Source organism: Mycolicibacterium vinylchloridicum, assembly GCF_013404075.1.
In the GTDB taxonomy this organism is placed as follows: Bacteria; Actinomycetota; Actinomycetes; order Mycobacteriales; family Mycobacteriaceae; genus Mycobacterium; species Mycobacterium vinylchloridicum.
This window is the reverse complement of sequence record NZ_JACBJQ010000006.1, coordinates 31,976-46,087: the sequence shown is the minus strand read 5'-3', so window position 1 is coordinate 46,087 and position 14,112 is coordinate 31,976. Positions and strand designations below refer to the sequence as shown.

General features: G+C 67.5%; 15 protein-coding genes. 7 read left to right on the top strand and 8 right to left on the bottom strand.

Going from position 1 to position 14,112, the window contains the following annotated elements; translation table 11 throughout:
- Positions 1-43 precede the first annotated feature (43 nt).
- From ndk to proB, 6 genes are all read left to right on the top strand, one after another.
- Positions 44-454, top strand: coding sequence for a nucleoside-diphosphate kinase (gene ndk, locus HPC46_RS07330; protein WP_005145030.1), 411 nt, complete (start codon positions 44-46; stop codon positions 452-454).
- A gap of 284 nt (positions 455-738) precedes the next feature.
- Positions 739-3,636 (top strand): ribonuclease E, encoded by a 2,898-nt coding sequence (locus HPC46_RS07325; RefSeq protein WP_407665476.1) that lies wholly within the window; start codon positions 739-741, stop codon positions 3,634-3,636.
- A gap of 159 nt (positions 3,637-3,795) precedes the next feature.
- Positions 3,796-4,119, top strand: coding sequence for a 50S ribosomal protein L21 (rplU, locus tag HPC46_RS07320; protein WP_005145026.1), 324 nt, complete (start codon positions 3,796-3,798; stop codon positions 4,117-4,119).
- Between the two features lie 18 nt (positions 4,120-4,137).
- A complete protein-coding gene (gene rpmA, locus HPC46_RS07315) occupies positions 4,138-4,401 on the top strand; it encodes a 50S ribosomal protein L27 (RefSeq protein WP_005145025.1) in 264 nt (87 codons plus the stop codon).
- Positions 4,402-4,487: 86 nt separating this feature from the next.
- The gene (gene obgE, locus HPC46_RS07310; RefSeq protein ID WP_179468330.1) at positions 4,488-5,936 is read left to right on the top strand and encodes a GTPase ObgE; all 1,449 of its coding nucleotides are present in this window, start codon (positions 4,488-4,490) and stop codon (positions 5,934-5,936) included.
- Positions 5,933-7,033 (top strand): glutamate 5-kinase, encoded by a 1,101-nt coding sequence (gene proB / locus HPC46_RS07305; RefSeq protein WP_179468328.1) that lies wholly within the window; start codon positions 5,933-5,935, stop codon positions 7,031-7,033. Before obgE ends, proB begins: the two co-directional genes overlap by 4 nt.
- Before the next feature lie 9 nt (positions 7,034-7,042).
- Here the strand turns inward: proB and HPC46_RS07300 are convergent, their stop codons facing one another.
- From HPC46_RS07300 to HPC46_RS07285, 4 genes are all read right to left on the bottom strand, one after another.
- Positions 7,043-7,876, bottom strand: a complete 834-nt coding sequence (locus tag HPC46_RS07300; protein WP_179468326.1) for an NAD-dependent protein deacetylase — start codon at positions 7,874-7,876, stop codon at positions 7,043-7,045.
- A gap of 14 nt (positions 7,877-7,890) precedes the next feature.
- Positions 7,891-8,478, bottom strand: coding sequence for a YdcF family protein (locus HPC46_RS07295; RefSeq protein ID WP_179468324.1), 588 nt, complete (start codon positions 8,476-8,478; stop codon positions 7,891-7,893).
- A 74-nt stretch (positions 8,479-8,552) separates the two neighbouring features.
- A complete protein-coding gene (locus HPC46_RS07290) occupies positions 8,553-8,873 on the bottom strand; it encodes a hypothetical protein (RefSeq protein ID WP_179468322.1) in 321 nt (106 codons plus the stop codon).
- Between the two features lie 115 nt (positions 8,874-8,988).
- Positions 8,989-9,528 (bottom strand): cysteine hydrolase family protein, encoded by a 540-nt coding sequence (locus HPC46_RS07285; RefSeq protein WP_179468320.1) that lies wholly within the window; start codon positions 9,526-9,528, stop codon positions 8,989-8,991.
- Between the two features lie 89 nt (positions 9,529-9,617).
- On the opposite strand from HPC46_RS07285, the gene HPC46_RS07280 reads away from it, so the two are divergent.
- Positions 9,618-11,660, top strand: a complete 2,043-nt coding sequence (locus HPC46_RS07280; RefSeq protein ID WP_179468318.1) for an NAD(+) synthase — start codon at positions 9,618-9,620, stop codon at positions 11,658-11,660.
- On the opposite strand, the gene HPC46_RS07275 is transcribed toward HPC46_RS07280, so the two are convergent.
- From HPC46_RS07275 to HPC46_RS07260, 4 genes are read right to left on the bottom strand one after another with little or no spacing between them, the layout of a single operon-like run.
- Complete coding sequence (locus tag HPC46_RS07275; protein ID WP_179468316.1) at positions 11,661-12,266, bottom strand: methyltransferase family protein; 606 nt, start codon at positions 12,264-12,266, stop codon at positions 11,661-11,663. It lies immediately after the preceding gene.
- Positions 12,248-12,916 carry a cation efflux transmembrane domain-containing protein gene (locus HPC46_RS07270; protein WP_179468314.1) on the bottom strand — a complete coding sequence of 223 codons (669 nt, stop codon included), beginning with the start codon at positions 12,914-12,916 and terminating at the stop codon, positions 12,248-12,250. The genes HPC46_RS07275 and HPC46_RS07270 overlap by 19 nt, the downstream gene beginning before the upstream one ends.
- Positions 12,916-13,245: an ArsR/SmtB family transcription factor gene (locus HPC46_RS07265; RefSeq protein WP_179468312.1), complete on the bottom strand. Its 330-nt coding sequence runs from the start codon at positions 13,243-13,245 to the stop codon at positions 12,916-12,918. The genes HPC46_RS07270 and HPC46_RS07265 overlap by 1 nt, the downstream gene beginning before the upstream one ends.
- Before the next feature lie 43 nt (positions 13,246-13,288).
- Complete coding sequence (locus HPC46_RS07260; protein WP_179468310.1) at positions 13,289-14,110, bottom strand: enoyl-CoA hydratase/isomerase family protein; 822 nt, start codon at positions 14,108-14,110, stop codon at positions 13,289-13,291.
- Between the last annotated feature and the right edge of the window lie 2 nt (positions 14,111-14,112).

Sequence of the window (14,112 nt, the reverse complement as noted above, 5' to 3'; positions counted from 1 at the left end):
CCGATGACGATGCAGAGCGAAGCGATGAGGAGGAATGGCGCTAATGACTGAGCGGACGCTGGTTCTCATCAAGCCCGACGGTGTGCAGCGCGGGGTGGTCGGCGAGATCATCAGCCGAATCGAACGCAAAGGCCTGACGATCGCTGCCCTGGAGCTCAAGCAGGTCAGTGACGAGCTGGCCCGCGCCCACTATGCCGAGCACGACGGCAAGCCGTTCTTCGACTCGCTGCTGGAGTTCATCACCTCAGCCCCGGTGGTGGCAGCGATCCTCGAAGGCCCCCGCGCGATCGCGGCGTTTCGCCAGCTCGCCGGTGGCACCGACCCGGTGGAGAAGGCCACACCAGGCACGATCCGCGGCGATTTCGGCCTGGAAACGCAGTTCAACCTCGTGCACGGCTCCGACTCCCCAGAGTCCGCCGAGCGCGAGATCGCGCTCTGGTTTCCGGGCGGCTGAGCGCGCTCTAAGGCCACTGTCGTCAAAACAGGGCGTGTGGTGTGGGATACTGGCTCCGGATGTGCCCCCAAAGCGCATCCGGATGAAGACTTACGACGTGCGCGACCACCACTTGGTGAGGCGCCGACCGTCACAGCCGTCATTCAGCCAGGCACCGGACGCGTTCTCCATGGACCGTTCGGAGCGAGACCATAAACAAGTCCGGGCGCATTAACCCGGGCACATAGCGGAAGCCCTCGCGTGGCCGCGTCGATGTGACGCGCCCGGGGGCTTGAGGAGAATACGTGGCCGACGATGACCTCTATCAGGAACTACCCGAAACAGAACCCCAGGAGCAGTGGGGACCCCCAGCGGCAGCTGCCGCTGGCGATGACCTGCCTGACCGCCTGAGGGTGCATTCGCTGGCACGGGTGCTCGGCACCACCAGCCGGCGCGTGCTCGACGCCTTGAGCGAGCTCGACGGCCGGGTGCGCAGTCCGCATTCCAGCGTGGATCGCACCGATGCGGTGCGGGTCCGCGACGTGCTGGCGGCCAGCCCCGAGGACAGCGCCGACGAGACCGCGGTGCAGGAAGCCCTCACCCTTGATGCGCCCGCGCCCGAAGTCGACCAGGCAGCCCAAGCCGTGGACGCCGAAGTTCCCGCGGCCGCCGCCGAGGAGCCTGAATCGCGGCTGATCCTGGAGACCGCCACGGTCGAGCAGGCGGCGTACATGCCGCTGTTCGTCGCCCCCCAGCCCGTCGAGGCCGAACAGCGCCGCGTCGCTCGTCCGGCTGCTGAAGAGGACGACGACGAGGACGACGAGGACGAAGACGACGAGTCGTCCGCCGAAACCGACGGCGACCAGTCCGAACGCCCCGCCAACCGGCGTCGTCGGCGCGGCCGCCGTGGCCGTGGTCGCGGCCGCGGTGAGCAGGGCGGCCCGGACGGCGAAGAGTCCGAAGGTGCCGAGGAGACCGCCGAGTCCGGTGAGTCCGGTGACGACTCTGACAGCGACGACGACGAGAGCGACGATGAGTCGGGCAGCGGTGAGGCCGCGACCCGCCGTCGCCGCAGGCGCCGGCGCCGCAAGTCCGGCGGCGGCGGTGATGACGCGGAGGGCACTTCGGTCGACGACCCGCCGAACACCGTCGTCCACGAGCGCGCCCCTCGGGCCAAGGCCGAACGCGACCCGGATGCGATCCAGGGCATCAGCGGATCGACCAGGCTCGAGGCCAAGCGTCAGCGCCGTCGCGACGGCCGCGACGCCGGCCGCCGGCGCCCACCGATCCTGTCCGAGGCCGAATTCCTGGCCCGCCGCGAGGCCGTCGAACGGGTCATGGTCGTGCGCGACAAGATCCGCACCGAACCCCCGCACGAGGGCGCTCGCTACACGCAGATCGCCGTCATGGAAGACGGGGTCGTCGTCGAGCACTTCGTGACCTCGGCGGCCTCGGCGTCGCTGGTCGGCAACATCTACCTCGGCATCGTGCAGAACGTGCTGCCGTCGATGGAGGCCGCCTTCGTCGACATCGGGCGCGGCCGCAACGGTGTGCTCTACGCCGGTGAGGTCAACTGGGAGGCCGCCGGCCTGGGCGGGGCGAACCGCAAGATCGAACAGGCCCTCAAGCCCGGCGACTACGTCGTCGTCCAGGTCAGCAAGGATCCTGTCGGTCACAAGGGCGCGCGACTGACCACCCAGGTGTCGCTGGCCGGGCGCTACCTGGTCTACGTGCCGGGCGCGTCGTCGACCGGGATCAGCCGCAAGCTGCCCGACACCGAACGTCAGCGACTCAAGGAAATCCTGCGCGACGTGGTGCCCGACGACGCCGGCGTGATCATCCGGACCGCCTCGGAAGGCGTGAAGGAATCCGACATCCGCGGCGACGTCACCCGACTCCAGGAGCGGTGGACGACGATCGCCGAGGAAGCCGAGCGGATCAAGGGCAACAAGGCCGGTGCCGCCGTCGCGCTCTACGAAGAGCCCGATGTGCTGGTCAAGGTGATCCGCGACTTGTTCAACGAGGACTTCTCCGGGCTGATCGTCTCCGGTGACGACGCCTGGGACACCATCCACGATTACGTCAGTTCAGTTGCGCCCGAACTTGTTTCGAAGCTGACCAAGTACGACCCGCCCGGTGGTGACGGGCCCGACGTGTTCGCGGTGCATCGCATCGACGAGCAGCTGGCCAAGGCGCTGGATCGCAAGGTGTGGCTGCCCTCGGGCGGCACCCTGGTGATCGACCGGACCGAGGCGATGACCGTCGTCGACGTCAACACCGGCAAGTTCACCGGTGCGGGCGGCAACCTCGAGCAGACGGTCACCAAGAACAACCTCGAGGCAGCCGAGGAGATCGTCCGTCAGCTGAGGCTGCGCGATATCGGCGGCATCGTGGTCATCGACTTCATCGACATGGTCCTGGAGTCCAACCGCGACCTGGTGCTGCGGCGGCTGACCGAGGCTCTGGGACGCGACCGCACCCGCCACCAGGTGTCCGAGGTGACCTCACTCGGGCTGGTCCAGCTGACCCGTAAGCGGCTGGGCACCGGCCTGGTGGAGGCGTTCTCGACCACCTGTACGCATTGCAGCGGCCGGGGCATCGTGCTGCATGCCGATCCGGTCGACACGACGCAGGCCGCCGGGCGCAAGTCCGAATCCGGCGGTAACGGCGGTGGCCGGCGCGGCAAGCGGGGCAAGCGGGGCCGCGCTGAAGAAGCGCCGGTGGCCAAGGTGCCGCAGCACACCAGCGAGCATCCGATGTTCAAGGCGATGGCGGCGGCCAACGGCAAGCACGAGGACGACGAGGCCGAGGAAGAGCTGGCCGACGAGCTCGAGCGGGAAGCCGAAGCCGGGGACGATGCCGACATCGCCGAGCAGGTCAGCGAGGAAGTCGCCGCCGAAGATCTGGATGACGACGACTCCGACGATGAGGACGACGACGAGGACGACGACGAGGATGTCGACGAAATCGACGTCGACCTCGATGAAGACGACGAGGACCTCGACGAGGACAACCTCGATGTCGACGCGGACGATGAGGACGACGACGAGGATGAGGACGACCTCGACGACGAGGATGATGACGAGGATGAATCCGACGAATACGACGTCGACCAGCCTGTCGTGGCTCAGGCACCGTCTGCGTCGGCAGGCAGGCATCGGCGCCGGGCGGCGGCACGCCCAGCAGGGCCGCCATCCGCATAGAGTGGCGGTTTGACCCTCCCGGTGCTGGTCACGTAACCTTGAGCAGTTGTCGCCAGGCGTCCGACGCCGGTGGCAGCGGGCTCAAGATCCCGCACCCCCAGACCCGCGCACGCAGCTTCGGTTAGCGCGCGCCCGCAGAGCAAGAGCGAAGGACCCACGATGGCAGGCGATAAGGTCACGTACGCAATCGTCAAGACCGGCGGCAAGCAGTACAAGGTCGCCGTCGGAGACATAGTCAAGGTCGAGAAGCTCGAGGTCGAGGCCGGTGGCTCCGTGTCTCTGCCGGTCGCGCTGGTCGTCGACGGTGCCAAGGTGACCACCGACGCCAAGGCGCTGGAGAAGGTCGCGGTCACCGGCGAGGTGCTCGAGCACACCAAGGGTCCGAAGATCCGCATCCACAAGTTCAAGAACAAGACCGGCTACCACAAGCGGCAGGGTCACCGTCAACCGCTGACCGTGCTCAAGGTCACCGGAATCAAGTAGTCGAGGGAGCGAACTGACATGGCACACAAAAAGGGCGCTTCCAGCTCACGCAACGGTCGCGATTCAGCCGCCCAGCGGCTGGGCGTCAAGCGCTTCGGCGGCCAGCTGGTCAAGGCCGGCGAGATCCTCGTCCGCCAGCGCGGCACGCACTTCCACCCCGGCGTGAACGTCGGTCGCGGCGGTGACGACACCCTGTTCGCCACGGCCGCCGGCCTGGTGGAGTTCGGCGTCAAGCGCGGCCGCAAGACCGTCAACATCGTCAGCGCCGAACGACCGGAGTAGGTCTGCATCGCGAGTGTGAAACCACTGCGAGGTCCAGACCCATAACTCGCACCAGATTCACACTCGGCGGTTGAAAGGACTCTCCGATGCCCCGTTTCGTCGACCGCGTCGTCATTCACGCCCGCGCGGGCAATGGTGGGAACGGGTGCGCGTCGGTGCACCGGGAGAAGTTCAAGCCACTCGGCGGGCCCGACGGCGGTAACGGCGGACGCGGCGGCAGTGTCGTGCTCGTCGTCGATCCGCAGGTGCACACCCTGCTGGACTTCCACTTTCACCCGCACGTCGCGGCGCCGTCCGGCACACAGGGGATGGGCAGTAACCGCGAGGGTGCCAACGGCTCAGATCTCGAGGTGAAGGTGCCCGACGGCACTGTCGTGCTCGACGCAGGAGGCCGTCTGCTGGCCGATCTGGTCGGTGCGGGAACCCGTTTCGTCGCCGCTGAGGGCGGTCGCGGCGGGTTGGGCAACGCCGCGCTGGCGTCCCGGGCCCGCAAGGCTCCCGGGTTCGCGCTGCTCGGCGAGAAGGGTGAGGAGCGCGAGCTCACCCTGGAGCTCAAGACCGTCGCCGACGTCGGCCTGATCGGTTTCCCGTCGGCGGGCAAATCCTCACTGGTCTCGGTGATCTCGGCGGCCAAGCCCAAGATCGCGGACTATCCGTTCACCACGTTGGTGCCCAACCTCGGTGTCGTGTCGGCGGGGGATCACACCTTCACCGTCGCCGACGTACCCGGGCTGATTCCCGGCGCCTCAGAAGGTCGCGGTCTCGGCCTGGACTTCCTTCGGCACATCGAACGCTGCGCGCTGCTGGTGCATGTCGTCGACTGCGCGACCCTGGAACCCGGTCGCGACCCGATCTCCGACATCGATGCGTTGGAAGCCGAGCTGGCCGCGTATCGTCCGACGCTGCAAGGTGATTCGACGCTGGGTGATCTGGCCGACCGTCCACGGGCGGTGGTGCTCAACAAGATCGACGTTCCCGAGGCCAGGGAGCTGGCGGACTTCGTGCGTGCCGATGTCGAGGCGCGCGGCTGGCCGGTGTTCGAGGTGTCCACCGCGAGCCGGGAAGGCTTGCGGGAGCTGACGTTTGCGCTGTGGAACATGGTGGAGGCCCACCGGGCCGCGCAGCCCGAGGTGGTGCCGCGGCGTCCGGTGATCCGGCCGATTCCGGTGGACCAGACCGGTTTCACCGTCGAGCCCGACCCGGCAAATCGCGGCGGCTTCATCGTCCGCGGTGTCCGGCCGGAACGCTGGATCGCGCAGACGAATTTCGACAACGACGAAGCCGTCGGCTATCTCGGCGACCGGCTGGCCCGCCTCGGCGTTGAGGATGAACTACTACGCCGCGGCGCCAAGCCCGGCTGTGCGGTCACGATCGGCGATATGACCTTCGACTGGGAGCCGCAGACGCTCGCCGGGGTCGACGTCACCCCGACCGGCCGGGGCACCGATGCCCGGCTGGAGCAGAGTGACCGGATCGGCGCGGCCGAGCGTAAGCAGGCCCGCCGCGTGCGCCGGGAGCACGAGGACGACACGTGAGTCAGTACCGCGACGCGGTGCGCGCGGCGCGCAGCGTCGTCGTCAAGATCGGCACCACCGCCCTGACCACGAAGTCGGGGCTGTTCGACGCCGGCCGGCTGGCCCAGCTCGTCGACGCGATCGAGGCTCGGATGGAGGCCGGCTCCGACGTCGTCATCGTGTCCTCGGGTGCGATCGCGGCCGGTATCGAGCCGCTGGGACTGAACCGGCGCCCGACGGATCTGGCGACCAAGCAGGCCGCGGCCAGCGTGGGGCAGGTGGCGCTGGTCAACGCGTGGAGTGCGGCGTTCGCCCGCTACGACCGCACGGTCGGCCAGGTGCTGCTGACCGCGCACGACATTTCGATGCGCGTGCAGCACACCAACGCCCAGCGGACGCTGAACCGGCTGCGGGCCCTGCACGCAGTGGCGATCGTCAACGAGAACGACACCGTGGCCACCAACGAGATTCGCTTCGGCGACAACGACCGGCTCTCGGCGTTGGTGGCTCATCTGGTGGGCGCCGACGCGCTGATCCTGCTCTCCGATATCGACGGGCTCTACGACGCCGATCCGCGCAAGGGTGACGCCCGGTTCATCCCGGAGGTGGCCGGCCCGGATGATCTCGACGGCGTGGTGGCCGGTCAGGGCAGCCGGCTGGGCACCGGCGGGATGCGGTCGAAGCTGTCCTCGGCGCTGCTCGCCGCCGATGCCGGGGTTCCGGTGCTGCTGGCCGCCGCCGCCGATGCCGCCGCCGCGCTGACAGATGCGTCGGTGGGCACCGTGTTCACACCGCGACCCGACCGGATGTCGGCGCGACGGTTCTGGGTTCGCTATGCGGCGGAGGCCGCCGGTGCGCTGACGCTGGATGCCGGCGCGGTGCGGGCGGTGGTCAAGCAGCGGCGCTCATTGCTGGCGGCCGGGATCACCGCGGTCGCGGGCCGGTTCTTCGGCGGCGATGTGGTCGAGCTGCACGATCAGGACGGGACGATGGTGGGGCGCGGGGTGGTGGCCTATGACGCCGCCGAGCTGACGACGATGATCGGCCAGTCGACCTCGGACCTGCCTGCTGAAATGCGCCGACCCGCGGTGCATGCCGATGATCTGGTGGCTGTCTAGCGATCGTTGCTAGGCCGACATCAGCCCGGACAGTTCGTCTGCCAGCAGCGCGAGCATCGGCGAACAACCGCTGTCCACCTTGACTGTCGCGAGGTTGTCACCGCGCGTGACGCCGCGGTTCACGATCGCGATCGGCATACCGAGCGCGGCGGCCTGCCGCACAAACCGGTAGCCGGAGAACACCGTCAGCGAGGAACCCGCGACCAGCAGCGCCTCCGATTCTTCGACCATCGAATATGCTTGCGCGACAATCTCTTTGCGCACGCTTTCGCCGAAGTACACGATGTCCGGCTTGAGCATCCCCGCGCACGACGGGCAGTCGATGAAGTGGAACGATGCGGTGTCGGTGACGACGGCATCAGCGTCCGGTGCCACCGCGATGCCCCCGATTTGTTCGGCGCGCTCGGTGAATCCGGGATTGGCCGCCTCGAGTTCGTCGGCCAGCGCCGCGCGCGACATCGTGTAACCGCAGTTCAAGCACACCACCTGCGCGTAGGTTCCGTGCAGGTTGATGACATTACGGCTGCCGGCCTTGGTGTGCAGCAGGTCTACGTTCTGGGTGATGACACCGCTCACCACCCCGGCCCGCTCCAAGTGCGCCAGCGCCCGGTGCCCGGCGTTGGGCAACGTCTGGGCCATGTGCCGCCAGCCCAGGTGGTTTCGGGCCCAATAGCGCTGCCGGAACGCACGGCTCGAGGTGAACTGGCGAATCGTCATCGGGTTGGCCGGCGGCGAGTCCGGGCCGCGGTAGTCGGGAATGCCGGAGTCGGTGGAGATCCCGGCGCCGGTGAGCACCGCGACACGTCGGCCCGCCAAGAGGGCGACGAGTTCGGGGCTTTCCACGAACTCCAGAGTAGTCAGCCGAAATTGGTGAGCGGGCTGAGTACGTCCTGGGTGAACTGCGTGATGTTCAGCGTCGGATTGCCGTCCGGATAGCTGACCGTGGCCAGCAGATTGGCACCGGCATCGACGAAATCGCCGTCGGCGCGGCCCTGATGTGTCGAGGAGGTCACCAGGATGATGCCCGAGGTGCCGGCCTGCTTGGCCAGCGGGACCGAGAACTGCGCGTTCTGCACGGTGCTGTTGGCCCTGTCCTCCACGATGATCCGATGGTCGGGAAAGCCCAACATCAACAGCATGCGGCGCATCTGCGCGGCTTCGGTCACCCCGTTCTGCGGGTTACCGCCGGTGACGATGATCGGTGAGTGCGGGTACATCTGTGCGACCGCCAGCCCGGTCAGCACCCGGCGGCGCAAGATCATCCGCATCGAGCCATCCGGCAACAAGCCGTACCCGAGGACGACGATCGCCGGATTGGAGAAATCCTTGGTGACGGGTGCGGGCTGTGGCGGGGCGGCGTGCGCGGCGGTGGGTGCGAGTTCGCCGATCGTGGCAGCGACAACCAGCGCCAACGCGCCGCACAGGGTCTTCCACCGACGTCGCACGTTTCCTCCGACCCGTTTGAAATTGCTGTTGGCGTAATCGCCCGGGCGTGCGAGGTTGTTACCGGATCAACGTCCTACAGCCGTTCCATCGCGCGGGCCATGGCCGAGTGCTCCAGGAACTCGTAGTGCGCCGGCGAATACCGCTGCCGACTGCGCCGGGCGTCGCGAGCCTCCCGGTGCGACGCGATCCACCGCGCGAACACGCCGGGCTTGGCCGGCGCCGTCGTGGCAATGGCAGCTGCGGTCAACAGCTTGACTTCGTGTTCGGTGATCAGCACCGTCGGCCGGGTGTCGACGACGCGCGGCGTCGCAGTCGACGGCTGCTGCTGGACAGGAGCGGGTAGTGACAACATTTCGATCCCCCGATCTGGGCGGCCGGCGAAGTCCGGCCTCATGGCTGAAAACCTATGGCCGTCGCCGTGGTTGCGAACGCGTAGAGCCATACTCGAAACCCGCACACAGACCACGCAAAAGCCTTGGGCCACAACGCGGGTGGCTATGTGACTCAGGTCACGTCAAGCAATGCGCGGCCGGAAGGATCTCGGCGCCCATATTGCGCTCCATCATGGCCAGCGCCGCCGAGCCGAGGTGTGTATCGATATGGGCCACTGCGTCTTTCGGCACCACCACGGCGTAGTGGCGGACGTATGCGTCGAGGGCGCTGTAGAGGATGCACTGCTCGGTGACCTGCCCGGTCAGGATCACCTTCTCGACCTCGAGCCTACTGAGTAGATAATCCAGCGGGGTGGCGTAGAAGGCGCTGTGGCGCACCTTGGTCATCACCCGGCAGCCCTTCTCCGGGGCGATCGGGCGCACCAGATCCGGCCGGGTGCCTTCCAGTGCGGCGTGGACGAGGTCGCTGGGCTCGGCGGTGAAATCGCCATAGTTGTCGTTGACATAGATCAGCTCGACATCGTCGCGATCACGGGCCCGGCTGATCAATTCGGACAGCGGTTCCACGATGTCGGCGACGTTGCCTGCCAGCTCCTCGGCGTCGGGGTGCCGGTAGGCATTGAGCATGTCCACTACCAGTAGCGCGGTATCGGCCATGTCTGGCGGGTTACCCACTCGGCGCCGGCGGACACGCCTGAAGAGCGGGTTCGGTGGTTTGGCCACGGGACGGCAGGCAACAATAGGGCATGGATTTCTACTCCGCCTACCGGCACGGCTTCGTGCGGCTGGCCGCCTGCACCCACCGCACGGTGCTGGCGGACCCTGCCGCCAATGCCGAATCGGTGCTGCGGATTGCCCGGACCTGCCATGACGACAGCGTCGCGGTGGCGGTGTTCCCCGAGCTCACCCTGTCCGGCTACTCCCTCGAGGACATCCTGCTGCAGGACTCGCTGCTCGATGCCGTCGAGGACGCCCTGGTGGATGTCGTCGCGGCCTCGGCCGACCTGTTTCCCGTGCTGGTCGTGGGTGCGCCGCTGCGCTTCCTGCACCGCATCTACAACACCGCGGTGGTGATCCATCGCGGTGTGGTGCTCGGGGTGGCGCCGAAGTCCTATCTGCCGACGTACCGGGAGTTCTACGAACGACGCCAGGTCGCCGCCGGCGATGACCTCCACGGCACGATCCGCATCGGTGGTGCCGAGGTGCCGTTCGGTCCGGATCTGCTGTTCACCGCCGACGACGTGCCGGGGCTGGTGTTGCACGTCGAGATCTGCGAAGACATGTTCGTGCCGGTGCCGCCCAGCGCGGAGGCCGCGCTGGCGGGTGCGACGGTGCTGGCCAACCTCTCCGGAAGCCCGATCACCATCGGCCGGGCCGAGGACCGCAAGCTGTTGGCCCGCTCGGCGTCGGCGCGCTGCTTGGCGGCCTATGTCTACGCCGCGGCCGGCGAGGGGGAGTCGAGTACCGATCTGGCCTGGGACGGTCAGACGATGATCTACGAAAACGGCCGTCTACTGGCCGAATCCGAACGGTTTCCCACAGGGGAGCGCCGCTCGGTTGCCGACATCGATCTGGATCTCCTTCGCTCCGAACGGCTTCGGATGGGCACCTTCGACGACAATCGCCGTCATCACCAAGACCGGTTGAAATCGTTCCGGCGCATCGGCTTCCAGCTCGATCCGCCCGGCGGCGACATCGGTCTGATGCGACAGGTCGAACGGTTTCCGTTCGTGCCCAGCGATCCGTTCCGGCTGGAACAGGACTGCTACGAGGGCTACAACATTCAGGTTGCCGGGCTCGAGCAGCGTTTGCGCGCACTGAATTACCCCAAGGTGGTGATCGGGGTGTCCGGTGGGCTCGACTCGACGCACGCGCTGATCGTCGCGGCGCACGCGATGGACCGGCAGGGGCGGCCGCGCAGCGACATCCTGGCGTTCACACTGCCGGGTTTTGCCACCGGTGAGCGCACCAAGACCAACGCCGTCAAGCTCTCTCGCGCCCTGGGCGTGACCTTCGCCGAGCTCGACATCCGGGATACCGCGACACTGATGCTGACCGAGATCGACCACCCGTTCGGTCGTGGCGAGCCGGTCTACGACGTCACCTTCGAGAACGTGCAGGCCGGCCTGCGCACCGACTACCTGTTCCGGCTCGCCAATCAGCGAGGTGGCATCGTGCTGGGCACCGGAGACCTGTCCGAGCTCGGCCTCGGCTGGTCGACCTACGGGGTCGGCGACCAGATGTCCCACTACAACGTCAACGGTGGTGTGCCGAAAACCCTTATCCAGCATCTGATTCGGTGGGTGATTTCGTCCGGCCAGTTCGAGGACGAAGTCGGCGAGATCCTGCAGTCCGTGCTCGACACCGAGATCACCCCTGAGCTGGTACCCACCGGCGAGGACGAAGAGATCCAGAGCAGCGAAGCCAAGGTGGGCCCGTACTCGCTGCAGGACTTTTCACTGTTCCACGTGCTGCGGTACGGCTTTCGGCCGTCCAAGATCGCGTTCCTGGCTTGGCACGCGTGGAGCGATCCCGACAGCGGCAGCTGGCCGCCCGGGTTCCCGGTCGGCAAGCGGCCGGCGTACTCGCTCAAGGAGATCCGGCACTGGCTGCAGGTCTTCGCCCAGCGGTATTACTCGTTCAGCCAATTCAAGCGTTCGGCGCTGCCGAACGGGCCCAAGGTCTCGCACGGTGGCTCGCTGTCGCCGCGCGGCGACTGGCGCGCACCGTCAGACATGTCGGCGCGGATCTGGCTGGCGGAGATCGAACGGGAAATTCCCGAGGATTGATCAGCGGCGTAGGCCGACGTGTGGAACGAAACGCCCGACCGTGGCGACGTAGTCCAGGTAGGACTGGCCGTGCACGCGCAGAAGATACGGCTCTTCGACCAGGCGGACCTGCACTTCGATCGATACGGCCAACAACGCAAAGGCGATGAGCGCCACGATGTTCGGCGTGACGAGCGTCAACCCGAGACCGAACAGCAGCATCGCGGCGAAGATCGGGTTGCGCACCCGGCCGAACAACCCGGAACGGACCAATGTCGTCGTCTCGCCCTCGTCGACACCGATGCGCCACGAGTCGCCCATGTCGAGTTGAGCCCACACCGTCATCGCGGTACCCGCTACCGCAAACACGATGCCCGTCAACTGAATCCACGTCGCGACCAAGGCGGGCACCGGTGCGACGACACCGGCCAGCTGGAGGAGGGGTGCCGCCACGGCGGCGATCAGCGCCACGACGAGCCCGACGCCGGCCAGCCACTCGACCGACCCCAGTTGCCCGCTGATGCCCTTGAACCCTGTTGAACCCATGCGGCGGTGTTGATCCCTACTGCGCCAGCCGAATCCGAGTGCGGCGAATACGGTGAACAGAATCAGTGCGATGGTGGGCATGGCGTGTCTCCTGAGCAGCAATCGTCCATGGCGACCGGGGCGCAGCACGCGTCACCGCGCCAGGCCTGCAGTCCTTCCCGCGCTGCCACCGCCGCGATGGCAAGGGCGGCGAGCGGGTCAGCCCACCACCAGCCGGCGAGCGCGTTGAGCAACAGTCCGGCCAGCAGTACCGCCGACAGGTAGGTGCACAGCAAGGTCTGCTTGGAATCGGCCACCGCCGACAGCGACCCGAGTTCACGTCCCGCGCGCCGCTGGGCCAGCGACAGCACCGGCATGACGAGCAGGCTGACCGTGGCCAACCCGATGCCGATCGGTGAATGGCGCGGTTCCTGTGATCCCGTCAGGGCCAGGACCGAGTCCACGGCGACATAGATCGCCAGCGCGAAGAAGGAGAATGCGACGATCCGCAGCGCGGTCTTCTCCCTGGTTTCCGGGTTATGCGCGGCGAATTGCCAGGCGATCGCGGCCGCCGAGGACACCTCGATCAGCGAATCCAGCCCGAATCCGATCAGCGCCGCCGACGAGGCCCGCGCGCCTTCGGTGAGCGCGACGGCGGCTTCGATCACGTTGTAGGCGATCGTGGTCGCGACCAGAAGGCGGATCCGCCGCATCAGTTGGGTGCGGCGGGCCGGGGTCGAGATCGTCGACATCAGCAGCAGTTGTCGGCCTCGGCGGCCGGGCAGCACGCCGGATCGACCGTCAGCACCAGCCCGATCAGATCCTCGAGTGCCGTGGCGATCCGCTCGTCGGCCAGCTCATATCGGCTACGCCGGCCTTCGGGCTCGGCGACCACCAACCCGCAACCACGTAGGCAGGCTAGGTGATTGGACAGAATCTGGCGCGACACCCCGATCGTGTCTGCCAGCTCCGACGGATAGCTGGGGGCGTCGCGCAGAAGCAGCAGGATCTCGGCGCGGGTCGGATCGGACAGGGCGTAGCCGAACCGGGCGAGTGCGCCGCGATGGGTGACGGTCTGCATCACCCAACAGTACAGCCAGATCTGTATTCAGAAAAGGCTGAACTTAAAGCCTGCCGTCAATGCGCAGGTCCGGGTGCACCCAGTTCGGGGAGCGGCGTTCCTTGAAGGCCATGAAGCCTTCGATCGACTCCGGCGAGCCGAGGCTGCGTTGCATCCCGATCCGGTCGTAGAGACCGAGATAGTTGTCCAGGCTGGACTTCACCACCGACCGCGCCATCGGTGCGGTGCGACAGCATTGGGCGAGGATCTCGCGGGCCGCCGCGGCCAGATCGTCGTGCGGTACCACCCGCGCGACCATGCCCCAGTCCAGGGCTTCCTCCGCGTTGAGCGTGCGGCCGGTGAACATCAGGTCGCGGGTGCGCACCGGGCCGATGAGCCGGGCCAGCATCTGGCTGTAGTAGGTGTCGGCGATCCCGCGGTAGAGCTCGGGGACGCGGAACGTCGCCCGATCGCTGACCACCGCCATGTCGGCGCACAGCGCGATCTGCAACCCGCCGCCCTGGCACAGCCCGTTGACGGCGGCCACCACCGGCTTGGCGGACTGCCGCAGCGTGTCGAACGGCAGGGCGTCCATGCCCAGCGCCGCACCGAACGTCAGCCAGTTGTCCGCTCCGCCGCCGCCCATGTCGCCGCCCGGCGCGAAAACGTCCCCGGTACCGGTGATCAGCAGGCCGGCCAGATCGGGATCGGACCCGACGTGGTTGACCGCGTACTTGATGCCGAAGTACATCGCCGGGGTCATCGCGTTGCGCGCTTCGGGGCGATCCAGGGTGCACACCCCGAACCCGCCCTCGCGGGTGAACTTCAGGAACGGGGTTCCCAGCCAGTCACCCTCAGGGGGCCGCGGAGCGTCGCTGTGTGTCATCG

Bases quoted from the DNA above. Each gene is read 5' to 3' on its own strand.
- ndk (WP_005145030.1), top strand. From the start codon at position 44: ATGACTGAGCGGACGCTGGTTCTCATCAAGCCCGACGGTGTGCAGCGC.
- rplU (WP_005145026.1), top strand. From the start codon at position 3,796: ATGGCAGGCGATAAGGTCACGTACGCAATCGTCAAGACCGGCGGCAAG.
- rpmA (WP_005145025.1), top strand. From the start codon at position 4,138: ATGGCACACAAAAAGGGCGCTTCCAGCTCACGCAACGGTCGCGATTCA.
- obgE (WP_179468330.1), top strand. From the start codon at position 4,488: ATGCCCCGTTTCGTCGACCGCGTCGTCATTCACGCCCGCGCGGGCAAT.
- HPC46_RS07290 (WP_179468322.1), bottom strand. From the start codon at position 8,873: ATGAGGCCGGACTTCGCCGGCCGCCCAGATCGGGGGATCGAAATGTTG.
- HPC46_RS07285 (WP_179468320.1), bottom strand. From the start codon at position 9,528: ATGGCCGATACCGCGCTACTGGTAGTGGACATGCTCAATGCCTACCGG.
- HPC46_RS07280 (WP_179468318.1), top strand. From the start codon at position 9,618: ATGGATTTCTACTCCGCCTACCGGCACGGCTTCGTGCGGCTGGCCGCC.
- HPC46_RS07275 (WP_179468316.1), bottom strand. From the start codon at position 12,266: ATGCCCACCATCGCACTGATTCTGTTCACCGTATTCGCCGCACTCGGA.
- HPC46_RS07270 (WP_179468314.1), bottom strand. From the start codon at position 12,916: ATGTCGACGATCTCGACCCCGGCCCGCCGCACCCAACTGATGCGGCGG.
- HPC46_RS07265 (WP_179468312.1), bottom strand. From the start codon at position 13,245: ATGCAGACCGTCACCCATCGCGGCGCACTCGCCCGGTTCGGCTACGCC.
- HPC46_RS07260 (WP_179468310.1), bottom strand. From the start codon at position 14,110: ATGACACACAGCGACGCTCCGCGGCCCCCTGAGGGTGACTGGCTGGGA.